The sequence below is a fragment of the Duganella qianjiadongensis genome, assembly GCF_009857915.1.
GTDB lineage: Bacteria > Pseudomonadota > Gammaproteobacteria > Burkholderiales > Burkholderiaceae_D > Rugamonas > Rugamonas qianjiadongensis.
In genome coordinates this window covers 1-24,916 of record NZ_WWCM01000007.1, presented here as the reverse complement: position 1 = coordinate 24,916, position 24,916 = coordinate 1, and the positions used below count along the sequence as shown (strand labels likewise).

Annotated in this window: 25 protein-coding genes, 2 tRNA genes and 3 pseudogenes; 22 read left to right on the top strand and 8 right to left on the bottom strand. The window is 58.1% G+C overall.

Translation table 11 applies throughout. The annotated features are described in order from the left end of the window. Positions 1 to 35: 35 nt before the first annotated feature. Entirely contained in the window at positions 36 to 476 is a 441-nt protein-coding gene (locus tag GTP27_RS11455) for a hypothetical protein (protein WP_161039321.1), read from the bottom strand. Between the two features lie 110 nt (positions 477 to 586). Between GTP27_RS11455 and GTP27_RS11450 the strand changes: the two genes are divergently transcribed. From GTP27_RS11450 to GTP27_RS11420, 7 genes are all read left to right on the top strand, one after another. Next, on the top strand, positions 587 to 1,051 hold the full coding sequence (locus tag GTP27_RS11450) for a GNAT family N-acetyltransferase (protein ID WP_161039320.1): 465 nt from the start codon (positions 587 to 589) through the stop codon (positions 1,049 to 1,051). Between the two features lie 30 nt (positions 1,052 to 1,081). Continuing rightward, on the top strand, positions 1,082 to 1,606 hold the full coding sequence (locus tag GTP27_RS11445) for an RNA polymerase sigma factor (protein ID WP_161039319.1): 525 nt from the start codon (positions 1,082 to 1,084) through the stop codon (positions 1,604 to 1,606). After that, positions 1,603 to 2,163 carry a hypothetical protein gene (locus GTP27_RS11440; protein WP_161039318.1) on the top strand — a complete coding sequence of 187 codons (561 nt, stop codon included), beginning with the start codon at positions 1,603 to 1,605 and terminating at the stop codon, positions 2,161 to 2,163. Before GTP27_RS11445 ends, GTP27_RS11440 begins: the two co-directional genes overlap by 4 nt. Positions 2,164 to 2,298: 135 nt before the next feature. Next, positions 2,299 to 2,847, top strand: a complete 549-nt coding sequence (locus GTP27_RS11435) for a PAAR domain-containing protein (RefSeq protein WP_161039317.1) — start codon at positions 2,299 to 2,301, stop codon at positions 2,845 to 2,847. Further along, the gene (locus GTP27_RS11430; RefSeq protein ID WP_161039316.1) at positions 2,840 to 3,481 is read left to right on the top strand and encodes a hypothetical protein; all 642 of its coding nucleotides are present in this window, start codon (positions 2,840 to 2,842) and stop codon (positions 3,479 to 3,481) included. Before GTP27_RS11435 ends, GTP27_RS11430 begins: the two co-directional genes overlap by 8 nt. Further along, the gene (locus GTP27_RS11425) at positions 3,478 to 4,026 is read left to right on the top strand and encodes a hypothetical protein (RefSeq protein ID WP_161039315.1); all 549 of its coding nucleotides are present in this window, start codon (positions 3,478 to 3,480) and stop codon (positions 4,024 to 4,026) included. Before GTP27_RS11430 ends, GTP27_RS11425 begins: the two co-directional genes overlap by 4 nt. A 189-nt stretch (positions 4,027 to 4,215) precedes the next feature. Further along, complete coding sequence (locus tag GTP27_RS11420) at positions 4,216 to 6,264, top strand: M13 family metallopeptidase (protein WP_161039314.1); 2,049 nt, start codon at positions 4,216 to 4,218, stop codon at positions 6,262 to 6,264. A 61-nt stretch (positions 6,265 to 6,325) separates the two neighbouring features. On the opposite strand, the gene fabR is transcribed toward GTP27_RS11420, so the two are convergent. Next, entirely contained in the window at positions 6,326 to 7,006 is a 681-nt protein-coding gene (fabR, locus tag GTP27_RS11415) for an HTH-type transcriptional repressor FabR (RefSeq protein WP_161039313.1), read from the bottom strand. A gap of 156 nt (positions 7,007 to 7,162) precedes the next feature. On the opposite strand from fabR, the gene GTP27_RS11410 reads away from it, so the two are divergent. From GTP27_RS11410 to GTP27_RS11395, 4 genes and pseudogenes are all read left to right on the top strand, one after another. Continuing rightward, positions 7,163 to 8,236: a ferredoxin reductase gene (locus GTP27_RS11410; protein ID WP_161039312.1), complete on the top strand. Its 1,074-nt coding sequence runs from the start codon at positions 7,163 to 7,165 to the stop codon at positions 8,234 to 8,236. Between the two features lie 18 nt (positions 8,237 to 8,254). Beyond that, entirely contained in the window at positions 8,255 to 9,436 is a 1,182-nt protein-coding gene (locus tag GTP27_RS11405) for a fatty acid desaturase family protein (RefSeq protein ID WP_161039311.1), read from the top strand. Positions 9,437 to 10,038: 602 nt separating this feature from the next. Continuing rightward, a pseudogene (locus GTP27_RS24280) lies at positions 10,039 to 10,134 on the top strand (PEPxxWA-CTERM sorting domain-containing protein); the annotation flags it as partial. A gap of 363 nt (positions 10,135 to 10,497) precedes the next feature. Further along, positions 10,498 to 10,752, top strand: a pseudogene (locus tag GTP27_RS11395) (SDR family oxidoreductase); the annotation flags it as partial. A 51-nt stretch (positions 10,753 to 10,803) separates the two neighbouring features. On the opposite strand, the gene GTP27_RS11390 reads toward GTP27_RS11395, so the two are convergent. The 3 genes from GTP27_RS11390 to GTP27_RS11380 form a co-directional block, all read right to left on the bottom strand. Beyond that, a complete protein-coding gene (locus tag GTP27_RS11390; RefSeq protein WP_229633742.1) occupies positions 10,804 to 11,490 on the bottom strand; it encodes a hypothetical protein in 687 nt (228 codons plus the stop codon). Positions 11,491 to 11,565: 75 nt separating this feature from the next. Beyond that, positions 11,566 to 12,963 (bottom strand): alkaline phosphatase, encoded by a 1,398-nt coding sequence (locus GTP27_RS11385; RefSeq protein WP_161039309.1) that lies wholly within the window; start codon positions 12,961 to 12,963, stop codon positions 11,566 to 11,568. A gap of 25 nt (positions 12,964 to 12,988) precedes the next feature. Then, positions 12,989 to 14,461, bottom strand: a complete 1,473-nt coding sequence (locus tag GTP27_RS11380) for an alkaline phosphatase (protein ID WP_161039308.1) — start codon at positions 14,459 to 14,461, stop codon at positions 12,989 to 12,991. Between the two features lie 240 nt (positions 14,462 to 14,701). Here GTP27_RS11380 and GTP27_RS11375 point away from each other — a divergent pair, with 240 nt between their 5' ends. From GTP27_RS11375 to GTP27_RS11350, 7 genes and pseudogenes are all read left to right on the top strand, one after another. Continuing rightward, a complete protein-coding gene (locus GTP27_RS11375) occupies positions 14,702 to 15,193 on the top strand; it encodes an Hcp family type VI secretion system effector (protein WP_161039526.1) in 492 nt (163 codons plus the stop codon). 10 nt (positions 15,194 to 15,203) lie between these two features. Continuing rightward, on the top strand, positions 15,204 to 15,680 hold the full coding sequence (locus GTP27_RS11370) for a hypothetical protein (protein WP_161039307.1): 477 nt from the start codon (positions 15,204 to 15,206) through the stop codon (positions 15,678 to 15,680). 9 nt (positions 15,681 to 15,689) lie between these two features. Then, positions 15,690 to 16,076, top strand: coding sequence for a hypothetical protein (locus tag GTP27_RS11365; RefSeq protein ID WP_161039306.1), 387 nt, complete (start codon positions 15,690 to 15,692; stop codon positions 16,074 to 16,076). Positions 16,077 to 16,242: 166 nt separating this feature from the next. Then, the gene (locus GTP27_RS11360) at positions 16,243 to 16,626 is read left to right on the top strand and encodes a hypothetical protein (RefSeq protein ID WP_202416718.1); all 384 of its coding nucleotides are present in this window, start codon (positions 16,243 to 16,245) and stop codon (positions 16,624 to 16,626) included. 59 nt (positions 16,627 to 16,685) lie between these two features. Next, positions 16,686 to 16,769: pseudogene (locus GTP27_RS24275) on the top strand (Hcp family type VI secretion system effector); the annotation flags it as partial. Positions 16,770 to 16,780: 11 nt separating this feature from the next. Beyond that, on the top strand, positions 16,781 to 17,056 hold the full coding sequence (locus GTP27_RS11355) for a hypothetical protein (protein WP_161039305.1): 276 nt from the start codon (positions 16,781 to 16,783) through the stop codon (positions 17,054 to 17,056). 69 nt (positions 17,057 to 17,125) lie between these two features. Next, complete coding sequence (locus tag GTP27_RS11350; RefSeq protein WP_229633735.1) at positions 17,126 to 17,512, top strand: hypothetical protein; 387 nt, start codon at positions 17,126 to 17,128, stop codon at positions 17,510 to 17,512. 267 nt (positions 17,513 to 17,779) lie between these two features. Here GTP27_RS11350 and GTP27_RS11345 read toward each other — a convergent pair. Both GTP27_RS11345 and acs read right to left on the bottom strand, forming a co-directional pair. Continuing rightward, positions 17,780 to 17,870 (bottom strand) — tRNA-Ser (locus GTP27_RS11345). An 86-nt stretch (positions 17,871 to 17,956) separates the two neighbouring features. Continuing rightward, the gene (acs, locus tag GTP27_RS11340; RefSeq protein WP_161039304.1) at positions 17,957 to 19,945 is read right to left on the bottom strand and encodes an acetate--CoA ligase; all 1,989 of its coding nucleotides are present in this window, start codon (positions 19,943 to 19,945) and stop codon (positions 17,957 to 17,959) included. 230 nt (positions 19,946 to 20,175) lie between these two features. Between acs and GTP27_RS11335 the strand changes: the two genes are divergently transcribed. The 4 genes from GTP27_RS11335 (at position 20,176) to GTP27_RS11320 (ending at position 23,387) form a co-directional block, all read left to right on the top strand. Continuing rightward, positions 20,176 to 20,781, top strand: a complete 606-nt coding sequence (locus GTP27_RS11335) for a TIGR00645 family protein (protein ID WP_161039303.1) — start codon at positions 20,176 to 20,178, stop codon at positions 20,779 to 20,781. Between the two features lie 14 nt (positions 20,782 to 20,795). Continuing rightward, the gene (locus GTP27_RS11330; RefSeq protein WP_161039302.1) at positions 20,796 to 22,325 is read left to right on the top strand and encodes a fumarate hydratase; all 1,530 of its coding nucleotides are present in this window, start codon (positions 20,796 to 20,798) and stop codon (positions 22,323 to 22,325) included. After that, positions 22,325 to 23,185, top strand: a complete 861-nt coding sequence (gene murI / locus GTP27_RS11325; RefSeq protein ID WP_161039301.1) for a glutamate racemase — start codon at positions 22,325 to 22,327, stop codon at positions 23,183 to 23,185. Before GTP27_RS11330 ends, murI begins: the two co-directional genes overlap by 1 nt. A gap of 126 nt (positions 23,186 to 23,311) precedes the next feature. Continuing rightward, positions 23,312 to 23,387, top strand: a tRNA-His gene (locus GTP27_RS11320). A gap of 361 nt (positions 23,388 to 23,748) precedes the next feature. On the opposite strand, the gene GTP27_RS11315 is transcribed toward GTP27_RS11320, so the two are convergent. Continuing rightward, on the bottom strand, positions 23,749 to 24,324 hold the full coding sequence (locus GTP27_RS11315; protein WP_161039300.1) for a recombinase family protein: 576 nt from the start codon (positions 24,322 to 24,324) through the stop codon (positions 23,749 to 23,751). Between the last annotated feature and the right edge of the window lie 592 nt (positions 24,325 to 24,916).

Here is a 24,916-nt window from a genome sequence, read left to right as displayed (position 1 = left end):
ACATTAAAACTCCCTAAAAATCGGCTACGCTGACATCACAGCAGCTGAATCTGTGCCGGATCAGACACCCGCAAATGGGTCTGGTAATAGAACTTATCACTGCGCCGGCCAGCGTCGTCAAAGAACCAGATGGTGACGCGCCGCGCCGGCCCCTTGACCAGTATGTGCTTGCCGCGGGCAAAAGCGGCTAGCTGGCCGCCGAACTTGGCTTCGACCTGCGCCAGCACTTCGGGGGTAATCTCCAGCGACACATTGCGCTGGTCACGGTAATCCTTCTCCGAGTTCAGATACGTGAAGCCATTCTGCATACCGATGCCGCGCACCTGCAGCTCCACCGTGACATATACCGGCTGCGGCGCCACATCTGCCGCCATGATGATGGCCTGCTGCGGTGCAAGCGCATCTTTTTGCAGCGGCGCCTGCGAGGCGCAACCGGCCAGCAGCAGGCTCAGAAACAGGGCTTTTATCTTCAGCAAAGTTTTCTCCAGAATTCGTAGGCAACCTACAGCATAACGCACTATCCGCTTCATGCTAAAGTGGCACGCTATTACGCCACCGCTTACCCTCATTCCAGCCATCCGCCGCCATGAATATTGCATTCGAATCCCCTAGCCAGTCCGACGTACGCCAACTGATCGAAGACCTCGACGCCTATCAGGTTCCGCTCTATCCGGCTGAAAGCCACCATGGTGTCGACATCGCCGTGCTCGAGCAGCCCAACGTACTGTTTGGCGTGGTGCGTAGCGACGATGGCCAGGCGCTGGCATGCGGCGCTATCGTACTCGAAGCGCAGTACGGCGAGTTAAAGCGCATGTACACCCGGCCCGAACAACGCGGCAAAGGTATTGCACGGCGCCTGCTGGAATTTCTCGAAGTGCAAGCGCAACAACGCGGCTGCAAGGCCTTTGCTCTGGAAACGGGCTATCTTCAGACCGACGCTATCAAACTCTATGAACGCTGCGGCTACGCACTGTGCGGCCCCTTCGGTGACTATCGCGAAGATCCCAACAGCGTTTTCATGCGTAAAATTATTTTAGCCACTGCCGTGTAAGAAAATGCGCTGCTGCATGACTACCTAGTTATGAACAGCACCAACCACTCCCCCCTCTACCAGCAGGCCGTGCAGGACTACGGTGCCGATATCGCCCGCTTCACTGCGGGCTACGAGCGCGATCCGGCACGGCGGCGCGAACTGCTGCAGGAAGTCCATCTGGCGCTGTGGCAAAGCCTGGCCCAGTACAAGACCGACTGCTCGCTGCGCACCTGGGTCTACCGCGTAGCACACAACGTCGGCGTGAGCCACATCCAGCGCAGCTTGCGCAACGCAGAGCGCAACTGCCTGACGCTGGAAGAGATCGAGCATATGAGCAGCGACACGGCGGAAATCGCTCAGACTGAACGCCGCCTCGATCTGCAGAAAGTGCTGGCGCTGATCCATCGACTGGCACCGCTGGACCGGCAAGTCATGCTGCTGTATCTGGAGGATATGGATGCAGCGGGCATCGCCGACATCACAGGTCTTTCGGCACGCAATGTCGCCACCAAAGTACACCGTATCAAAACCGTACTGGCGAATCAACTCGGCATGGAAAGGAAAACAGCATGAGCGACGATCCGCTGAAATCGCTATGGCAGGCGCAGGAAGTCACCCCCGTTCACTTTTCGCCGGAGGAGCTGGACAAGAAGTCCCGTTCCCTGCGCTGGCGCGTGGGTGCGCGTAATGCACTCGAATATCTGGCCTGCGCCTTGGTCATCGCCGGATTCTGCAACTATCTGCGCGAATTTCCCCAGCCGCTGCTGCGTCTGGGTAGTGCGCTGGTCATCGTCGGCACGCTGTATGTCGCATGGCAGATCCACCGCCGTGCAGCGAGCTTGCCGGCTTCGCCGGGACTGCCGGGCCTGGACTACCACCGCCAGCAACTGGAGCGCCAGCGCGATGCCCTACGCTCGGTCTGGGCCTGGTACGTCGGCCCGCTGGTGCCGGGCATGGTGGTGTTCCGCTGGGGAGTGGAAACCCAGCTCGATGCCAGCGCACCGTTCGCGCGCGGGTTGTATGCCAATCTGGCGATTGCTGGGGTCCTGCTGATCGTGGTGCTGATCAATCTCTACACCGCGCGCAAACTGCAGCGCCAGATCGATCAGCTATCCAGTGTGAGCCAGTAAGCAATTCGGCTGCTCGGCATGTACATTTGTTCCGTTATAAAGGCTTGCATAGCCATTTCGATGATCTAGCTCAATCCGAAAACGGTGGCCACGGCTAACCTTGCATTTCGCTTTCAAGGTAAGCAAGGGGCATGCATGCAACGCCACACCATCACACTGGGGGCAACAACCACCTCAGGAGGAAAGGTAGTCTCTGCTAGTGCAAACGGCACCATCGAAGGTTGCGCTATTGCAGTCGAGGGCGACCGGATCATCTGCCCTGTTTGCAAGTCTGAGGGAAAAATCGTTTGTGTCGGACCAAGGAATCAGGAAAGCTGGAATGGAAAAGCCGTCGCCCTCGAGGATGATTTTTGCCACTGCAAATGCCAAGTTTTACCTAAACTGATTCCTTCGCAAAAGGTCAGATACCAGAAATTTTCTGGGGACTATGCGCAAAGCCAAAACTCAGTATCTGACTCTCAATCGTCACGAAACGAACTTAGTAAGCAGCGCATTATCGAGCAAAGCTTTGCGTTGGTCGGTGAAAATGATACTCCAGTTAATGACTTTCATCATGACCTTATCCATGCAGGAAAGATTCATTCTAAAGCTGCTGCCTTCAAGAACGGGGTAACCGCGACCGTGGAAGGAGATGGGCCGATAGAATTGGTAGCATGGTTGCCAGTTGGGAACTCCCATGCCTAAGGCAAACTTCCCAAAAAGAAAGGAAATTAATCCTCAGGTGCGCCAGCTCGCAGCGATGGCCTTTGGTGAGGCTTCGGCGGCGGACAATCAGGATGAAATATATGCCCTAGCCTGCGTACTCGAGCGTCAACGCATCGCCCGAGGATATCGGGATATTACGACATTCTCAAAAACGGACCGGACCTTCTCCTTCGTGGTAAGCGACGGAAATCATCGCTACAAAAAGCTAATCAATGCCAGCGATACAGATATCTATCAGCACAAGGGTATGCAATGCGCGCTAGATGCAGCTTTGAACGCTATGGCAGGAGGTCCGGATCGATCAAATGGCGCATTTTTCTGGGATGGCGCCGACATCAAGAAAAACTATAAAACGCACGCAAAGGTCCGCGCAGGAATAAGATTCACCGCCCCCGAGCACAATATTTACCAGATCGCCGAATCGACACGCCTGGTGATAAAGAAGAAAAACATCGTGCGAATTGACTGCTCTACCGGTCAACGAATTCCGAGTTGCGAAGAGGTCGATAGGTTCGATCATGTTTACGAATCGACCGCAGCATGGGGCGGCACAGTATTCTGGAAACTTTCTGCGCTATATCTCAAAGTAATGAGAGCCAAGGAGTACCGATGAAAAAAAGAGAAATTCTTCACCTGACATTAGCCATATTGCTCTCTCCTCCCATTATCTCCCGTGCCACGCCACCATCCAGATCAGTTAGAGAGAGCTGTATGCTAGATCAGGCCAATTCACCTCGCATCCACTTGGATCGGTTTTCAACCGACGTCTTATATGAACAGGAGAACTATGCCGATGGCTACGATGCGACTTACTATTTTTTATATGACGATAAAGAGATAGGTTACGCTGAAAAGACGCAGGCAAATGCCTTGATTTATTCGGGCAAAATTTATCGACTTGACTATGCAATACCCATCCCGTCTTCTCTGAGCATAGCTGCCGAGTTTAGCCCAGCACTGGCCTCATGGAGCAAAATTACGGAGACTCAACAAAGTTATATATGCGTCAGCTTCAATTTTGACGGTCTGGGACATAGCGGAACTTTCCAGAATTTTCGCGGAGCGTTTCTATTAGAAGTCAACGCCAGCAAACCCCGGTTGTATTACACAGAAGGTGACATCCGTAAGATCACCGGCGCCAAAAGAAAATCGGAATAACGCCGGATAGTTCTAGTCCATACCAATCACGCCAACCCTGTTGATAAAATCAGCAGCCCCGTCCCTACCTGACAGCCCGAAATACTGCGATACAAACCCGGCCTGAACTCGACCGCTTCCCTCGGTATAATCCGCCCACGCGGACGACCTCTACCCCCGTTCGTCCCGGTGTCTACATAAAGGAACCCTGTGAAACGCACGCTTATCAGCGCCGCCTGCTGCGCCCTACTCGCCTTCTCTGCTCCCGTACTGCATGCCCAGCAAGCCAACGGCAGCACCGCCCTCGTCTCCGGCATCGACCCGAAATCGCTGGACCAGAACATCCGCCCGCAAGACGACTTCTACGGCTACGTCAACGGCGTGTGGACGCGCAACACGGAAATCCCGGCCGACAAGTCGACCTGGGGCACCTACATCGAACTGCGCGAGATCGCCCAGGGCCAGTTGCGCACGATGATGGAAGCGACGCTGAAAAACCCCGGCAAGGCAGGTAGCGAAACCCACAAGATCGCTGATCTCTACAGCAGCTACATGAACACCAAAGCACGCGACGCGGCCGGTTTCAAGCCGCTGCATGCCGATCTGGCACGCGTGGCCAGCCTGAAGGACAAGAAAGACCTGCCCGCCCTGTTCGCCTACCTGCAGCTGCAGGGCATACAGACGCCTATCGGCACCGGCGTAGCGCCTGATGCACAGGACCCCGATCACTACACCGTCAACGTCAGCCAGTCCGGTCTGGGCCTGCCCGACCGCGACTACTACCTGAAAGCGGACGACGCGAAACTGAGCAGCGTGCGTGAAAAGTATCTGCAGCACGTGGCAACCCTGCTGGCCAAGAGTGGCGACCAAGCCGCCGCCGAACACGCCGCACAGGTCCTCGATATCGAAACCCGTCTGGCAACGGCGCAATGGACCCGCGTGCAGATGCGCGATCCCGTCAAATCCTACAACCGTGTGCAGTTCGACCAGTTCGGCGCGCTGGCACCAGCGTTCGACTGGCAAGCCTATTTCAGCGCCATGGGTCTGGCGGCCAAAACCAGTTCCGCCGTGGTACGCCAGCCTAGCTACCTGACCGGACTGTCCGACACCATCAGCGCCGTGCCGCTCGACGCCTGGAAGAGCTACTTCAACTGGCGCATCATCGAAAGCTATGCGTCCTACCTGAACACCGACACCGTCAAGGAGCGCTTTGCCTTCGAAGGCACGGTGCTGCGCGGCGTGCCGCAAAGCGAACCGCTGTGGCAACTGGCACTGCGCTACACCGATGGCGCCATGGGTGACGCTGTGGGCAAGCTGTACGTCAAAATGTTCCTGCCGCCTGAAACCAAGCCGCGCGTGATGGCGATGTTCGATAACTTTGTCGCCTCCTTCCGCGACGGTATCGAGCAGCTCGACTGGATGGGCCCGGAAACCAAGAAAGAAGCACAGGCCAAGCTGGCCGCGCTGAAACCGAAGATCGCCTATCCCGACAAATGGCGCGACTACAGCGCACTGAAAACCCAGTCGCACGACCTGATCGCCAACGTGCGCGCCGTGCGCAGCTGGTCGCGTCAGCAGAACTTCGATAAGCTGGGCAAGGAAGTGGACCGCGACGAGTGGTCGATGACGCCGCAGACCGTCAACGCCAGCTACAGCCCTGCGCTCAATTCGATCACCATTCCGGCCGCGATACTGCAGCCGCCGTTCTTCAACGTGAAGGCAGAAGACGCCGTCAACTACGGCCTGCTGGGGATTACCTTCGGCCACGAGATCAGCCACGCCTTCGACGACTCGGGCAGCCAGTATGATGCCAAAGGCCGTCTGCGTAACTGGTGGACGGCGGAAGACCGCCGTGCCTTCAAGGAGCGTGCCGCAGGTCTGGTCAAACAGTACAGCGCGTATAGCCCCGTGCCGGGCTACTACATCAACGGCGAACTGACGCTGGGTGAAAACATCGGCGACAACTCCGGCCTGTCGATCACCTACAAAGCTTACCAGCGCTCGCTGGGCGGCAAGCCATCGCCCGTGCTGGACGGCCTGACGGGCGAGCAGCGCCTGTACATCGGCTTCGCCACCAAGTGGCGCGCCAAGCTGCGTCCGGAAGCGGCCATCGCCCAGATCAAGAGCGATCCGCACTCGCCGGGCGAGTTCCGCGCCAAAGGCACGGTGATGAACCAGCCGGGCTTCTACGAAGCCTTCGGCATCAAGCCGGGCGATCCTATGTATCTGCCGCCCGAGCAGCGCGTCATCATGTGGTAAATAGGCCAGTCTGAAGGCCGGTTTTCCCCGTCAGCAGCCCTGACGGGGCTAGCCCGCAACGCTAGTCGGCAGCGGCTGGCATTGCACCCTGATGGGGGTCTTTCTCATGCCATTTGGACGCCCCCAGCAGAATCACGTGCAGTTGCTGCACGAAGTTCTCTTCCATTTCCCCTTCCAGCAGCGGCTGGCCGGGCGGCAGATCCAGAATGTCGGTCGCCGCCGCCAGCATGGTCATCACGATCAGCCCGCACACCATCTGCAGCCGTGGCGTATTCAGCTCGCGGTAACGGCCCAGCGCCCGCAAATCCTGCGCCATCTCGTTAGTGAAGTGGGTGACATCGGTGCGGATCGCCAGCCGCAGTATCCGGCTGCCGCCCGAGCGTTCGGTCGCGATGAACTGGAACTGCAGCCGGTTGGCCTTGACATAGTCGAGGTACACGCGCACCGAACGGCGCAGGATGGAACCGCGCGATACATCAATCTGGCGCGCCTCGCGCAGCAGCCGGCGCAGGGTAATGCCCATCTCGTCCACCAGTTCCAGCCCCAGTTCGTCGGTATTGCGGAAATGGCGGTAAAACGCGTTCGGCACCACGCCCGCCTGCCGCGCTATCTCGCGCAGGCCCAGACTGGTGAAGCTGCGCCCCTCCCCTACCAGCGTCAGCGCGGCCTGTAACAGGGCTTTTCGGGTGCCAGTCTTGCGCTCGGGGCGCGCCGTGCTCTCGTCAGTATCGTGTTCGCTCATGATTTTCATGTGTACAGATGTACCGCCATTTTACCCGCTCAATCTAGGGAGATGCGAGAGCGAAGGGCCAAGCTTGCCTAATTATTATGCAGAACACGCTTGACTTGATGTGTACAAGTGTCCACAATTACGTCGATTCTATTTATTTGCCCTACCATGAAGATTCAAGCATCACTGGCACGGCTGGCGGACATGTTTGCCTACCCGCTGCGCCATTCCCACTACCTGGAGCTAGTCAACCCGCTCTGGACTACCCATAAACTGATGGCACGCGTTATCGCCGTGCAGCAGGAAACCGACGATAGCCGCACCCTGACCCTGCGTCCCGGCACCGGCTGGCGCAGCCATCGCCCCGGCCAGTTCGTGCGTCTGGGCGTGCCCATTGCCGGCCAGCGCCACACCCGCACCTATTCGATTTCGTCCGCCCCCAACCGCGACGACGGCAATATCTGCGTCACCGTCAAAGCCGTGCCGGGCGGCCGCGTCTCGCAACATCTGGTGCGTGAAGTTCAGGTGGGCGAATACCTGCCGCTGGGCGAACCGCAAGGCGATTTCGTCCTGCCCGAATCGATGCCGGTACGCCCCCTGTTCATTACGGCTGGCAGTGGCATCACGCCCATCATGAGCATGCTGCGCAACTACGTGCAGGAATTCGACGTGATACCGGACAGCGTGCACCTGCACTACGCGCCGCACCAGCGCGAGGTGATCTTCGGCAGCGAGCTGGAAGCACTATCCACTAGCCAGCCGCACTACCAGCTGCAGCGCATCTACACGCGCGAAGGCGGCGCCCATTTCAACGCAGCCCAGCTGGAAGCGGCCTGCCCCGACTGGCGCACACGCGAAGTCTGGGCCTGCGGTCCGGCCAGCCTGCTGCAAGCCGTCGAACAGCACTGGCGCGCAGCAGGGCTGGAACATCTGCTGCATGTAGAACGCTTCCATGCGCCTGTCGCTGCCTGTAGCGGCACCGCCACGGCGGGCCGCGTGCGCTTTGCCGCCAGTGCCACCGAGGTGGCTTCGGATGGCGTCAACAATCTGCTGCGCATCGCCGAAGATGCCGGCCTCAATCCCAAACACGGCTGCCGCATGGGCATCTGCCACGGCTGCGACACCAAACTGGTGAGCGGCAGCGTGCGCGATCTGCGTAATGGCACTGTCATCGCCGAACCGGGCGACACCGTGCAAGTGTGCGTCTGCGCCGCCGTGGGCGACGTCGAACTGGCGCTGTAATCATTAAACGAGTATTTCATGCCTATTCCATCTCACCTTACTCCCGCTGACATCGACGCCTTTGGTGCGCAGGTCGAAGCGATCCGCAATGAAGTCATGGCCGACCGCGGCGAGCGCGATGCGCGCTACATCCGCCGTCTGCTGAAAATCCACCGCTACATGGAAATCGCCGGCCGTCTGGGCATCTACGCCAGTCTGGCGCTGCTGCCGCAGTGGGGCCACGCACTGGCCAGCTGGGCTTTCTTCTGGCCAGTGATGGCGCTCAGCGTGCTGACGCTGGGCGGCGCCAAGATTCTGGAAAATATGGAAATCGGCCACAACGTGCTGCACGCCCAGTGGGACTGGCTGCGCGATCCCGAAATCCAGTCCGGCCGCTGGGAGTGGGACCACGTCTGCCCGTCCGACCAGTGGAAGCACGCGCACAACGTCAAGCACCATACCTGGACTAACGTGCTGGGCAAGGATGCCGATGTGGCAGGCTATGGCCTGCTGCGCATGTTCTCCGGGCAGCGCTGGAAGCCCTTCAATCTTGGCAACCCGCTGTGGGCCTTCCTGCTGGCCGTGCTGTTCGAGTGGGGCATTGCGATACAGGAGCTGGAACTGGGCCGCGTGATCAAGGGCCGCATGAAGTGGTCGGTGCTGCGCCCCATGTGGCTGCGCACGCGCGCCAAGATCTGGCGTCAGGTACGCAAGGACTATCTGCTGTTCCCGCTGCTGGCCGGACCATTCTTTTTCTACGTGGCCGGCGCCAATGCGGTGGCCAATATCGTGCGCAATCTGTGGACCTATCTGATCATCTTCTGCGGCCACTTCCCCATGGACGTGCATGTGTTCACCAAGGCCGAGGTAGAGAATGAAACGCGGGCGCACTGGTATGTGCGCCAGTTGCTGGGTTCCTGCAATATCAGCGGCGGCAAGCTGTTCCACATCATGAGCGGCAATCTGAGCCACCAGATCGAACACCACCTGTTCCCGGATATGCCAAGTAACCGTTATGGTGAAGTGGCGCCGCGCGTGCGTGCGCTGTGCGAGCAGTATCGCCTGCCCTATCATACAGGCTCGCTGACGCGCCAGTTCGGCACCACGCTGCTGCGCATAGCGCGCATGAGCTTCCCCGGTTACAGCCCGTATCTGGATAGTGCCCCACCGCCGCGCTCGCCGCGTACGCGTGTCACGACTGAATCGACTACTCCAGCCTGAGCCTGCCCATTCGGCCCGCGCCGCTGCCACGAAGGGCCGCGCGCGGCCGAGATATCACTGCAATAAAAGCAATAGTGTCAAAATTTAAGTAGCTTTTTATCATTGTTTTTATGATAAAATTTGCTCTCCTGACATGTCATTTCAACCAAGGAGAGTTTATGACCAATCGTCTACAAAGTGCCCTGCGCCGTATCGCGGCTGGTGTCGCCATTTTTGCGACGCTGATGTCCAGCGCCTCCGCTGCGACCTGGACCTACACGCTACAAAACGTAAAATTTAGTGATGGCACCGGGGTAACGGGCAGCTTCAGCTGGGATACCGATACGTCAAAACTGAGCTTTGCAGATATCCTGACCCAGAAGGGCAGCATGTCCGCGTTTGAATATACACTGGGCAACAGCATTGCCGCCTATGCGATACATGGTGCGCCAGCAGGACGATCCTTCCTGCTGCAATCGCGCGACTCAAGCCGTTATATTAGCTTTATCTTTGATAACGCCCTGTCCAGCGGCGGTGTGAATGCCATTACGATTAGCGGCCTCCGTAGCCCAGGTTCGTATGAGTGCACCAATTGCGGCATGGGCCGCGCCATTGTTTCCGGCAGCGTTGCAGCCGTTCCGGAGCCCGAAACTTACGCCATGCTGCTGGCGGGTCTGGGCTTGGTTGGTGTCGCCCGCCGTCGCCGCAAAACGGCATAGTAACCCGAACTATTATGAACAGCTGCCCTTTTCTAGGTTAGTACGTTTGCGTTGCAGTCTGCTCTCGCACGAGCAGCTGTCTATCGCTCAGTTCGGGTGGTTTGACGCGCAGCGCGACTCTTGCGGCGCGAGGCAGAACGCTTGGGCGCAGTATGCCGGTAGGGCGCTGATTTAGTCTCCCCCTTCGCCGCGCGCTGTTGGTTCACAATGCGCGCGGCCACTTCCTCTTCCCGCCCCGGATAGCGGCCTTCCTGTTTAAACTTGCGTTCGAGCATACGGTATTCACGCTCGCGCTTGGGACTGGCTCCTTTCTCCCACCTTCTCGCGCCCACAGCGGCCCTGCCACTGCCGGAGCGCGGCGGCGCCATCATGATCTTTACCAAGGGACTGGCCAAGCAGCTCGCCAGCAAGGACATACGGGTTAATGCCGTTGCGCCCGGGCCGTTCTGGACACCGCTGCAAGTAAGGGGCCGCCTGCCGCCCGACAAGCTGGAAGAATTCGCTGCCCATACGCCGATGCAACGCCCCGGCCAACCGGCTGAGTTGGCAGCCGTTTATGTATTGCTGGCCCCAGACGAGGCCAGTTATGTAACAAGACAGGTGTATGACGCTCCCTGAGTCACACGTAACCCAGCGCGCTAACCATTGCGTCCCTAGCGCACTAAGCACTCAGTCGAGGAAATCGCCGTACTCGCGCTGGGCATAGCCTTGCAGCTTTTGCCACGGCAGCGTGGCCGTGACACTCGCTTGCGGCTGCACTTCGATGCGATTGAAAATGGTCGCGGCCTGATCGCCGCTCTCGATCACCAGTGGAATCTGGCGCTGCTCATCCCACAGCACGCGGCGGAACGAACCATTGCGCACCTGCTCGCGCCAGCGCGCCCCCGCTACCGTCGAGGCACGCGACGACAGCGGCATCGCCATCACCAGCTTGGGGTCGAACAGGTAATAGGCATTCGGCCACGAGCCGTCGAAGTCGACATTGCCGTATTCGCCCGGCGGCACGGCAATAACTTCCTTGTGCGCCATATCGACGTATTCGAGCCGGGGCTTGTCGCCCGCCAGCTGCACGTGACGGGGCAATTGTGCGGGGTTGAAGTGCTTGTGTACGCTGCGCTCATGCTCGCCTGCATGGGCTGCGGCGGCAGCGGCCTGCGGTGGCAGCACGCGCGCCACCCACACATGGCCGGGACGACGCAACATGGTTTCCTGATAGCGTACTTCGCGCGTGACACCTTCCGCCGTCACGGCTTTGCTGTAGTACTGGATAGTCAGATCGAGCGGTGGTGCGGCCACGCTGGCGGCCTGCGAGTAGCCTGCAGCCAGCAGAAGAATCAAGGCGAGTGTACGGAACATGCGTGTTTGGATAGAGACAAAAAGAAGTAAACGGAAAAAGTGCCCGGCCTTGCAGGCCGGGCACTCCACACACGATTAGAAGCCGAAAGCCGACTTCAGCAACGTGAACACTTTGGTATTGTCGATGGTGCCTTTGAAGGTCTTGGCGCCAGCACCGGTAGCGAACAGCTTGACGTCGCCGCCACCGTGGGTTTCACTCGACAGCTTCACGCCCGTCTCCTGCAGGTAGTTGTCGCTCAGCGCGGTCGCGCTGTCCACACTAGTGCGGGTGTTGGGACGGTTAGGGCCGTTACCAAACACCAGCGTGGTGTAGGTATTGCCGTCGGCATCCTTGCTAGGCTGGCCCGTCTTGTAGTCGCGGTTGATGTCCAGAATAGGATTGCCGCGCTTGCCGTAACCATTGAAGGCCAGCGTGTGGTCGTGGTCGGCAGTAACCACGATCAGGGTGTTGGCCAGCGTCGGGTCGGTCAGCTTGGCCTTGTCCAGCGCAGCCTTGATGGCGTCGTCAAAGGCAATGGTGTCGGTCAGCGCGCGCTTGGCGTTGGTGCCGTGCAGCGCGTGGTCGATGCGGCCGCCTTCTACCATCAGGAAGTAGCCATTGCTGTTTTGCGACAGCAGGTCCATGGCCTTGACGGTCATTTCGGCCAGGCTAGGCTGGTTGGCCCCCTCGCCTACCGGTGGCGTGGCCGCGCGATCCAGTTCATATTCCAGATGGCTGCGGCTGCTGTACAGACCGATGAATTTTTTGCCGTTCACTGCAGCGTTCATGTCGGCCTTGGTGGCCGCCACGGTGTAGCCCTTGGCAGCCAGTTCGGTCAGCAGGTTACGGCCATCGGCACGGCCTGCTTTGTTGCTCACGGCGTCGAACGGGGTGAAGTGGTTGCGGCCGCCGCCCATCAGCACGTCGACACCGTCGCCAAGTGCGCTGTTGTAGCCAACTCCGCCCGGCACGGCCTGCGCTGCAATGGCGTACTGCGCGTTGCGGTTGCAGATGTGCGAGTAGGTTGCCGCCGGCGTGGCGTGGGTCAGTTCGGTAGTGGTGATGGCACCAACTGCCTTGCCCTTGGCTTTGGCCAGTTCCAGTATGGTCTGCACCGGCTTGCCGTTGGTGCTGGCGCAGTTATCCACGGTGAGGTTGCCGTTGGCGTCTTTGCCCGGTGGCGTGGCCACCGTTTCGGACGACATCGAAATCACTTCGTTGGCCATCTTCACGCCCGTCATATAGGCGGCCATCGATGGTGCCGAGTCGGTGGTCTGGGCATCGTAGGAGTAAGTCTTGACGCGCGCGGTGCGCTCCAGCTTGTCCATATTCAGACTGCCGTCTTCGCCATATTTGTAGATGCGCGAGGCAGTGATGGTGGATGGACCCATGCCGTCGCCGAGGAAGAAGATGACGTTCTTGGCTTCGCCCGCGGCGTTGGCGGCGCTGGCAAAGCCCAGGGCCAGTGCGGCTGCAATGATAGTGTGCTTCATGTTCTGTTCCAGTCTATAGATTTGATCAGAGGCCGGCGGCCGCTTTCACCAGGGTGTTGACCTTGGTGTTGTCGATGGTGCCGTTGAAGGTGTCGGCGCCCTTGCCTATCGCGCCGAGGAACACGTCGGTGCCGCCATGGGTCTCGTTGCCTGCGCTGACGCGCACCACGGCTTCCTGATGGTAGAGGTTGGCGCTAGTGACGCTGTCGTCCAGGCTGGCCATGGCGGAGCGGCTGCTCTGGGTGCGGTTCTCGCCATTGCCGAAGCCGATGATCGAGTATGGCGCGCCGTCATTGTCCTTGGTGACTAGGCCGGTGACGTAATCCTTCACCACGCCCAGTACGCCGGCATTGCTGGCCGTGGTTTTGCCCGTGCGTTTGGCGTAGCCGTTCAGTACCAGCGTGTGGTCGTGGTCGGCGGTGACGACGATCAGGGTGTTTTTCAGATCCGGATCGGTCACGCGTGCCTTGGCGATGGCGGCCTTGATGGCGTTGTCGAAAGCAACGGTGTCCTGCAGCGCTTTCTTGGCGGTGGTTTCGTGCAGCGCGTGGTCGATACGGCCGCCTTCCACCATCAGGAAGTAACCCTTGCTGTTCTTGCCCAGCACGTCCATGGCTTTGGTGGTCATCTCGGCCAGGCTAGGTTCCTTGGCCGGATCGCGGTCGAGGTCGTAGCTCATGTGGCTGGAGGTGAACAGGCCCAGCAGACGGTCGGCCTTGCTGGCGTCGATGGCGTTGAACTCGGTCGAATTGCTGGCGTAGGCGTAGTTCTTGGCTTTCATTTCCGCGATCAGGTCGCGGCCGTCGGCGCGCTTGCCGCCGTCTTTGACGGTCATGAAGAACTGGCGGCCGCCGCCCAGCAGCACGTCCAGACCATTGGTGCCCAAGGCGCTGTTGTAGCCGGTGCCGCCCGGCACGGCCTGCGCGGCGATGTCGTTTTCCAGATCGCGGTGGCAGATGTGCGAGTAGGTTGCCGCTGGGGTGGCGTGGGTGACGCGGGTGGTGGTGACCACGCCGGTCGCCAGACCTTTGGCTTTGGCCTGTTCCAGCAGGGTCGGCACGGATTTGCCGTTGCTGCTGCCGCAGTTGTTGCCCAGCAGGTTGCCGTTGGCATCAGCGATCGGGCTGTTGGCCACGGTGTCGCTGCTCATCGAGATGACTTCGTTATTCATCTTCACGCCGGTCATATAGGCCGACATCGAGGGGGCGCTGTCGGTGACTTGTGCGTCGTTGGAGAAGGTTTTGACGAAGGCCGTTTCCGGCAGGGTGTCCATGGTCAGCTCGCCATCTTCGCCTACGGAGTAGATGCGCGCTGCGGTCATGGTGGTCATGCCCATGCCGTCGCCGAGGAAGAAGATCACGTTGGTCGGTGTGGGGGCCGGTGGCGTGGTGTCGCCCTGGGTGGGCGAGGTGCTGCTATTGCCGCAGCCGGTGATCAAGGTCGCGGCAGCGATGCTTAGTGCCGTCATCAAGAAAGCTTTGCGTTTCATGTTGTACATCCAGCTTGGTTGAAAAGCTGCAAATGTAACAATGCACTGTGACAAGGCGATGACGGAAGCTTAACTTTTCCAAAGCTCAAAGAGATCCATCTACTTGAACGTGATTGGTCACCTGACTTTGCTCAAGCTGAGCTGTCGCCTGTCTTGAGAGAATCGCCTCCTGCATTCGATTCGGGCACTTTCATATGTGAGCCGATGATCGGCACGATCGAACCTTCAACCCAATTCAAGGAGCAGCCAATGGCAATCGACGTGTACCTGCAGATCGAAGGCATCAAGGGTGAATCGACTGACGCGGCACATTCAGGCTGGATAGAATGCACTTCGGCACAGTGGGGAGTGCTGCAACCCAAGAGCGCTACGGCATCCACCGCCGGTGGTCATACGGCGGAACGGTGCGACTTGCGCAGCATATCGATCACTAAGCTCGCCGATCTGGCCTCGCCTCTGCTGATGCAGAACTGTGCGACCGGTCGAACCTTGCCCAAAGCCCGCATCGAGTTCATGCGGGCGGACGGTCAGGGCGAGCGCATCAGGTATTACGAAATCGAACTCGAAAACGTCCTGATTGGTGCGGTCAACCAATCGGTCCACGAAGGCGATATTCTTCAGGACGCCGTAAGTTTGAAGTTCTCCAAAGTGCGCTGGAAGTACACGCAACAGAGAGTGCTGGGTGGCGCTGGCGGCAACACTTCGGGAGGCTGGGATCTCGCCTCTAACCGTATCGCGTAACTAGGTCATCATGACAGTCATCGTCCAACCAAAAGATCCGCGTGGATATTTCATGCTGCCACAGGCGCCTGAGGACGCTGGCTATTACGTCTATGGCACACCGGGCGACGGCGCAGCGCAATTTACTGCGCCCAAGTTGCTGAATCTAATCTTCGTGGTCGAGCGCGAATGGCAATCCTTCGACGAGCGAAAATTTGGGATTGGCAATATCAGCATTTCAAACGGACAGGAATTCAGCCACGCGTCACATACAAGCGGCCTAGAGGTAGATGTCAGGCCTATGCGTAAGGACGGCAAGCGTCTTCCTGTAACCTACATGGAGCCTGCCTACGATCGGGACGGCACGGCAAAACTTATCCAACTGTTCAGGGCGCATGCAGTCGGCTCGATACTCATATTCTTCAACGACACGAAAATCGCTGGAGTTCGTCCTCGCTTCAAACACGATAACCATTTCCACTTCCAGTTCAATCAGGTAGTCAAATAAGGGGCAGCGATGTTCGTCGTTTCTCTCATGTTGGTGGCAAGCGCAAGCGCGCAGGCAAGCTTCGCAAGGCTTCCTATTCCAGACGATGCGAAGTCAGTAATCCACGCCGTTCATGTCGCTGCGAAGGCCAGAGATTACCGAGCATTGAAGGCCTTGATGGTGTCCGAATTCACATGGAGTTTTGGTGGCGATGGCGACGCGAATCAGGCTATCGAAGCATGGAAGCACGATCAACAAGCGCTATATGAATTATCACGTGTCACTCGACTACGTTGCTCATTCATAACCGATGTGAGCACGATCCAGTGCCCTGCCAACGCAGGTATTTACTATCGAGCAGGATTTACAAAGACAGCTGATGGCTGGCGTATGTTTTACTTTGTTGCTGGCGATTGATATCTCCACAAGCAGCCGCAACAATGGAGGAATTTGAGTTGGCCACTGATGAATTCGAAGACGGCCGATTAAAGGACACCCCTCACGGACAGAATTTCTTACACGTCTTTGGTGTGAGGCCGCTGATAAAGCACGATAACCACTTCCACGTCCAATTCGCCTGAATATGAAAACCTTTGCCAAGCTCTCTCTTGCCGCCTTTGCTTGCGTCGTCGGTGCTGCAATCGCTGCGCCCAAGGCGTGGGATGGTACCTATTCGTCCTTTTCTGGAAACTACCTAATCTATTCGAATGACCTGGATGAGAAGGCAGCTCCGACGCCTTCAGATAGTCGGGTTGCGTTCATGGTCGAGGGAACACTGGCCAAGTCCTTGTTTGACTCTATCGGTCCAGATAAGAAGGAAGCTTGTGGCGCATCCGCTGACCTACGAGTGCGCGAGTGCGGAGACCTTGATTGCACATTTGACCGCCTAAACAAGAAGAATCCCTATACCTGTCACTTTGGCCTGAACCTTAAGACCGGAAAGAGCATCGAGGGGGCGACTTGTTAGACTGGCTAAAGGGGGCACGCGAGGCTGCCCGCGCTGCGGGCAGCAAAGTGCCGATTCGGAAATACACGCAGCAAAGAGTGCTGGGTGGCGCCGGCGGCAACACTTCCGGTGGCTGGGATCTCGCCTCGAACCGTATCGCGTAAATGGAGTCCCTATGACCATAATCATTCATCCACGCGACGACCGTGGCTTCGTGATGATTCCCCAAATACCGGAAGGGACAGGCTATTACACTTACGGCAATCCGGGCTCGGGTGTTAATCAATATGTTCACCCCAGAATGCTGACATTGATATTTGCAGTCGAGCGCGAGTGGCGAGCAGGTTGCCTGTATATATCAGGAGAAGGAATACGACAGATCTGCAACAGAAAAACTCATCAATCTTTTCAAGGCGCTGGCCCCAGCGCCGCTGCTTATTCTGTTCAATGATTCGAAAATTGCGGGGGTGCGGCTATGGCCGCGACACGATGACCACTTTCACGTGCAACTCAAACAACGATGATGAAACTCATTACTTTAAGCTTTTTAGCCGGAGCATTCATTTTCGAAGTGGCCTTTGCAGCGCCCTCCAAGACATGGGATGGCACGTATAGCGCTTTTTCGGGCTACTTCCTTATCTATTCGAACGATCTAGCTGAAAAGGCTCCGCCAACTGCAACTGACCGACGCGCCTCGTTCGCCGTTCAAGGCTCAATCGCCAAGACTTTGTTTGAGTCCATCGGTCCGGATCAAAAAGATGCCTGCGGAGCATCCGTCGACTTGCGCATCCGGGAGCGAAGCGACGTAAGTTGCACTCTTTATAGACCAGACAAAAAGAATCCATACACTTGTCACTTCGGTCTTGACTTAAAGACGGGTAAAAGCATTGCAGGTTCAATTTGCTGATGATCGCGTTGCGCCACCTCGGTGGATTTTTCCTTAGGTTACGAAATTTTGGGGGACCAACTTACTGGAAAGAAATTTGCGCTGCGCGCTGCGCCTCCGGCGCGCTGCCGCGTCGCGGCAGCAAAGTGGCGATTCGGAGCGGCTCGCCCCTGCAGGGGCGATGCCTTCGAATCCCCCGCGCAAGGCCCGCAGGGGCCTTGCTTCTCTCCGCCATGAAACAAATGCAAAAAGGCCACCCGAGGGTGGCCTTTTTAACATTTGTATTCCTGGCGGAGAGAGGGGGATTCGAACCCCCGATAGGCTATAAACCTATACACGCTTTCCAGGCGTGCGACTTCAACCACTCATCCACCTCTCCTGCTTGCTTCCCCTTCCGGAGAAGCCGCAAATTATAGCAAATATTCCCAAGACTACAAAGTTTATTTGCCGCGCCTGATTTAGTGCTTACGACGCTTCTTTCAGCTGCTCCAGAATCGCTGGATTTTCCAGCGTGGAGACGTCCTGCGTTATCGTCTCGCCCTTGGCCAGCACGCGCAGCAGACGACGCATGATCTTGCCCGAACGGGTCTTCGGCAGGTTGTCACCAAAGCGGATTTCTTTCGGCTTGGCAATCGGACCAATCTCTTTCGCTACCCAGTTGCGCAGCTCCAGCGCCAGTTTCTTGGCATCTTCGCCAGTCGGACGTGCCTGCTTCAACACGACGAAGGCACAGATCGATTCGCCCGTGGTCTCGTCCGGCTTACCGACCACCGCTGCTTCCGCCACCAGCGGATTAGCGACCAGCGCCGATTCGATTTCCATCGTGCCCATACGGTGACCGGAAACGTTCAGCACGTCGTCGATACGGCCCGTGATGGTGAAATAACCCGTATCCTTGTTGCGGATCGCGCCGTCACCTGCCAGATACATCTTGCCGCCCAATTCTTCCGGGAAGTAGCTCGATTTGAAACGGTCCGGGTTGTTCCAGATAGTACGAATCATCGATGGCCATGGACGTTTCACCACCAGTATGCCGCCCTGACCATTCGGCACATCGGCGCCCGATTCGTCGACGATGGCCGCCATGATGCCCGGCAGCGGCAGCGTGCACGAGCCCGGTACCATAGGGGTGGCGCCCGGCAGAGGGGTGATCATGTGACCGCCCGTTTCCGTCTGCCAGAAGGTGTCCACAATCGGGCACACTTCGCGGCCCACCTGGGTGTAGTACCACATCCAGGCTTCCGGATTGATCGGCTCGCCCACAGTGCCCAGCAGGCGCACGCTGGACAGGTCGTAATTCTTCGGATGCACACTGGCATCCAGATCGGAAGCCTTGATCAGCGAACGGATCGCGGTAGGCGCCGTGTAGAAGATGCTGACTTTGTGCTTGGCGATGGTGTCCCAGAAACGGCCGGCGTTCGGGAAGGTTGGGATGCCTTCGAATACCACTTGCGTTGCACCCACTGCAGTCGGGCCGTAGGCGATGTAGCTGTGGCCAGTCACCCAGCCGATGTCGGCGGTACACCAGTACACATCGGTCGGCTTGATGTCGAACGACCATTTCATCGTCAGCGCAGCCCACAGCAGGTAGCCGCCGCTCGAGTGCTGCACGCCTTTCGGGGTGCCGGTCGAACCGGAGGTGTAGAGAATGAACAGCGGGTGCTCGGCATCTACCCATTCTGGCTCGCATTCAGCCGACTGGTGGTCCACCAGATCATGCAGCCAGATATCGCGGCCTGCCACGAAGTTGATGTTGCCGCCCGTGCGTTTGTAGACGATCACGTCTTTGATGGTGTCGCAGCCGCCCAGTGCCAGCGCTTCGTCCACGATGGCTTTCAGTGGCAGCTGTTTGCCGCCGCGCATCTGCTCGTCAGCGGTGATCACGGCCACGGCGCCAGCATCGATGATACGTTCCTGCAGCGATTTGGCGGAGAAGCCGCCGAATACCACCGAGTGGGTGGCGCCGATACGGGCGCAGGCCTGCATGGCGGCCACGCCTTCTACCGACATCGACATGTAGATGATGACGCGGTCGCCTTTCTTGATGCCGCGCGATTTCAGGCCGTTGGCAAATTTGCAGACTTTTTCGTGCAGCTCCTTGTAACTCACGTGCTGCGATTTGCCGTCGTCCGCTTCGAAGATGATGGCGGTCTTGTCGGCATTGCCGTTCTGCAGATTGCGGTCCAGGCAGTTGTACGAAACGTTCAGGTGGCCGTCTTCAAACCATTTGTAGAACGGCGCATTGTCTTCATTCAGCACTTTGCTGAACGGTTTCTGCCATACCAGATGTTCCTTGGCCAGACGGCCCCAGAAACCTTCGTAGTCGGCAGCCGCTTCTGCGCACAGAGCGTTGTAAGCATCCATGCCCGATACCGTGGCCTGCGCAGCAAACGCAGCCGGCGATGGGAAGATGCGGGATTCTTGTGGACCTTGTTGAGTCGTGGTGCTGGTCATGCTCGTCTCCTGAGTTTGTAATCTTTGAGATAACCATAATCGCCGTCGCTTACTGAGCCCTTACAGGCCGTGGTAACGAACAGACTATATTAGCATTATGTCATTTTACCAAGATTTCCGCCCGCTGTAGCACGCGCCACAGCAGACGCGACATAGCTCTGCGATTCAGCGTTTGCGCGTGTAAAATACCGCCAACCCGCGCTACGGCGCTATTTCCGGAGTTTCCCTGCATGACCCAACCCACCCCGAATCCGCGCCCGCTGCGTCCCCTGCCCGCTCTCATTTTCATGTCGCGCTGGCTGCAACTGCCGCTGTATCTGGGTCTGATACTGGCGCAGTGCGTCTACGTGTTCCATTTCTGGGTCGAACTGAAAGACCTGATCGGCGCTGCCCTCGGCAATGAAGCCGCGCTGCAGCACATTTTCGCTGCCGTGGCCGTGCCCGGCGCACCAGTGCCGAACAAGCTCAACGAAACCACCATCATGCTGGTAGTGCTGGGCCTGATCGATGTGGTGATGATTTCCAATCTCCTGATCATGGTGATCATCGGCGGCTACGAAACCTTTGTGTCGCGGCTTGATCTGGATGGCCATCCGGACCAGCCTGAATGGCTGTCGCATGTGAATGCATCCGTGCTCAAAACCAAGCTGGCCATGGCCATCGTCGGTATTTCGTCCATCCATCTGCTCAAGACTTTCATCAACGCCAGCGCCTATGACGAGAAGGTGCTGGTAGCGCAAACCGTTATCCACGTTGTGTTCCTGCTGTCGGCCATGGCGATTGCCTACACTGACCGCATCACCAGCGTCACGCATCAAGAATCCAAGTCACACTAACCCGCGAGACCATCATGACCATCATCAAGCAAGAAGACCTGATCGAATCCGTTGCCGCTGCCCTGCAGTACATCAGCTACTACCATCCGGCTGACTACATCGAGCATCTGGCGCGCGCTTACGAGGCCGAGCAAAGCCCGGCCGCGAAAGACGCGATCGCGCAAATCCTGACCAACTCGCGCATGTGCGCGGAGGGCAAACGTCCGATCTGCCAGGATACCGGCATCGTCAACGTGTTCCTGAAAATCGGTATGGGCGTGCGCTTCGAAGGCTTCACCGGCACCGTCACCGATGCCGTCAATGAAGGTGTGCGCCGCGCCTACAACTACGATGACAACAAGCTGCGCGCTTCCATCGTGGCCGATCCTCAGTTTGATCGCAAGAACACCAAGGACAACACGCCAGCCGTGGTACACATGGAACTGGTGGAAGGCAATACGGTCGACGTGAAAGTTGCTGCCAAAGGCGGCGGCTCGGAAAACAAATCGAAGATGATCATGATGAATCCTTCCGATTCGCTGATCGACTGGGTACTGAAAACCGTGCCGACCATGGGCGCTGGCTGGTGCCCGCCGGGCATGCTGGGTATCGGTATCGGCGGCACTGCCGAGAAAGCCATGCTGATGGCCAAGGAAGTGCTGATGGAAGACATCGACATGTACGAACTCAAGCAGCGCGGCCCGCAGAACAAGCTGGAAGAACTGCGTATCGAACTGTGCGACAAAATCAATGCGCTCGGCATCGGCGCGCAAGGTCTGGGCGGCCTGACCACCGTGCTGGATGTGAAGATCATGATGCACCCTACCCACGCTGCATCGAAACCAGTGGCCATGATTCCTAACTGCGCCGCCACCCGTCACGGCCACTTCGTGCTCGATGGTTCCGGCCCATCGTTCATGACTCCGCCACCGCTGTCGACCTGGCCTAACGTGAGCTGGGCACCGGACACCGAACTGTCCAAGCGTGTGGATCTGAACACCCTGACCAAAGAAGAAGTGGCTTCGTGGAAGCCGGGCCAGACTCTGCTGCTGAACGGCAAAATGCTGACCGGCCGCGATGCTGCCCACAAGCGTATCCAGGACATGCTGGCCAAAGGCGAGCCGCTGCCGGTGGACTTCAAGAACCGCGTAATCTACTACGTCGGTCCGGTCGATCCGGTGCGCGACGAAGCTGTAGGCCCAGCAGGCCCGACGACCGCTACCCGCATGGACAAGTTCACCGACATGATGCTGGAGAAAACCGGCCTGATCGCCATGATCGGTAAAGCCGAGCGCGGCCCTGCTGCCATCGAATCGATCCAGAAGCACAAATCGGCTTATCTGATGGCCGTGGGCGGTGCAGCGTATCTGGTGTCGAAAGCCATCAAGAGCGCCAAGGTGCTGGGCTTCGCAGACATGGGCATGGAAGCCATCTACGAGTTCGACGTGGTCGATATGCCGGTGACGGTGGCCGTCGATGCGGCCGGCACCTCGGTGCACAACACCGGCCCGAAAGAATGGGCGGCCAAAATCGAACAGCTCAACGTGCCTATCGTTAAAGCCTGATGTCATTAAGCCGTAGCGCGCACGCCCCCATCGGCGTCTTTGATTCCGGTGTGGGCGGCTTATCGGTACTGCGCCACATTCGTGCCCAGTGCCCGCAGGAAGACCTGCTGTACTTCGCTGATTCCGCCCATGCACCGTATGGCGAGAAAAGCGAAGCGTATGTGGTGGAGCGCTCGCTGGCGATCGCGGAATTTCTGCTGTCGCTGGGCGCCAAGGCACTGGTCGTCGCCTGCAATACGGCGACGGTGGCGGCCATCAAGGCGGTGCGGACGCGCTATCCCGATCTGCCGGTGGTGGGTGTAGAGCCCGGCTTAAAGCCGGCAGCGGCGGCCAGCCACAACGGCAAGATAGGCGTGCTGGCCACGGCGCGCACTTTGCAGGGCGAGAAATTCCTGCAACTGCGCGAGCAGATCAGCAGCACGACGGGGGCCGAGTTCCTGCTGCAGCCAGCCGTGGGACTGGTGGACCAGATCGAACTCGGTGATCTGCACAGCCCGGCCATTACGGCCATGCTAGAGCACTACATTGCACCCTTGCTGGATCAGGGGGCCGATACGCTGGTGCTGGGCTGCACCCATTACCCGTTCGTGCGCGATGGCATACAGCGCGTGTTAGATGACCATGGGCGCAGCGATGTGCAACTGGTCGATACCGGTGATGCCGTGGCGCGCCAGCTGGTGCGGCTGCTGACCGCAGCCGGTTTGCTGCGTCCTGCCGAAGCCGACGGCAATAGTGGTGTGACTACGGAGCGAACTCCGGCAACACTGCGCGCCTATACAACAGCCCCTGTGGCGGCGCTGGCGGGGGCTTTCGAGCACTTGCTGGGACTGCATCCACAAGTAGAACAGGTGTCCGTATAGCCTTTTCTAAGGGACATCTAGGGCTTCCCTTCGGAAAGCTTGCATTTAGATTTGCACGTTTAGGAATCGGCCTGTATAATGCGGCACCTGCACACGAAACGGTGTGTAGTTAGAAGTAAATCAGTGGTGGCTGTAGCTCAGTTGGTAGAGTCCAGGATTGTGATTCCTGTTGTCGTGGGTTCGAGCCCCATCAGCCACCCCACAGAATACGCAGCAAAATCAAGAGGTTACAAGTTTTCGACTTGTAGCCTTTTTTGCTTTCTAGCCCTCCACCTCTCCCCATGTAACCACTGTGTAACCCGATTCGCTGCACACTATGTTGGCTCGCGGCTACGCACGTACTAGGCGGGCGTAAGCACTTGATAACCAGCGCCAGCAATGCGCTATAGCGGATTTAATGGGGCGCACTTGGGATTGCACCCTTTGTCACTCATGGGCAGGCGGCGCTGAAGTTCGGATTTTGTGGAAGTGAAAATTTCACTACGGCGGCGGTTTTTTGCATTGAAGGTACTAGAGCCTAATATCCCTCTCCCCCTCCTAGGCCACCTTCGCGCCCATCACCTCTAGGCTGCTTTACCGGGCTTTACCAGTCCAATAACGGTAGCGCGTGACACACCGTATTGGCGGGCCAGCTCGCTCACGCTCACACCTTCGGCATACTTGGCGGCTATCTCTTCGCGCTGGCTGACGCTGGTCTTAGATGGACGCCCCAAAGTCTTGCCCTCGTCCTTTGCACGCGCTAGACCGGCCCGCGTGCGCTCGGCTAGCATGTCGCGCTCCATCTCTGCCACAGCCGCTAGCATGGAAAGCATCAGCTTTCCGGCGGGGGAAGTCAGGTCAAGCTTGCCCAGTTGCAAGACAATGACGCTAATCTTGCGTCCGGCCAGCAGCTTGATGGTGGCACCCACATCTTGAGCATCACGCCCCAGCCGGTCCAGCTTACTCACAACCAGCGTTTCGCCATCCCGAATCTGGCCTAGCATAGCCGCGAACTGTGGGCGCTGGCTGGCGCTGGTCTTTCCGCTTACGGTGTCATGGAACCAGTAATCGACCACATGCCCAGCCTTCTCGATTTCAAGGCGCTGATTGTCAGCGGTCTGGTCTGCCGTACTTACACGTCCGTATGCGAAGGTTGCCATGTTGATTTCCGTTGAAGGTGTTAGAAAACGGTGTCAGAATATACCCAACTGTTAGAAATGGCAAACCCTATTTTTCTAACATGTATTTCTGCCACCACATGCCCCTGTTAGAAATCGTTCGTTATCTAACACCCCAGATGTCATTCGATTGGCTGCGGTCTGCAATTACTGTCCAGAATGGGAAATGGCGATTAGGCGCGCACTGCACTGGGCCAGGACTGCTAGTGATGCGCGAATTTGCGCATCTAGTGTGGCGAGATGTTGCGCCAGTCTGCCGAGCGGGGCGAACGTGCTACTCAGCGCCATGGCGGCGCGAACATCGCAACGGTGTCGCATGACACGACGCCGTCAACGCTGGCCGACATCAGCATCACCCGCGGCCAATGCGTACATCTGGCGGCACAATTCTGGGCTGTGAGATTGGCGATGGTTAGCATCAATGGTATGGAGCCTGTCAGAATTTTAGTGTGAATCCGGGGTCATGAAATAATACCGAAAGGGATTTTCCATGACCGACGTAATGACCACTAAGAAGCCAAAAACCAAGAAGCAGTACCCGTTTCCCGTTGAACTGATCGACCAGTTGCTGGCT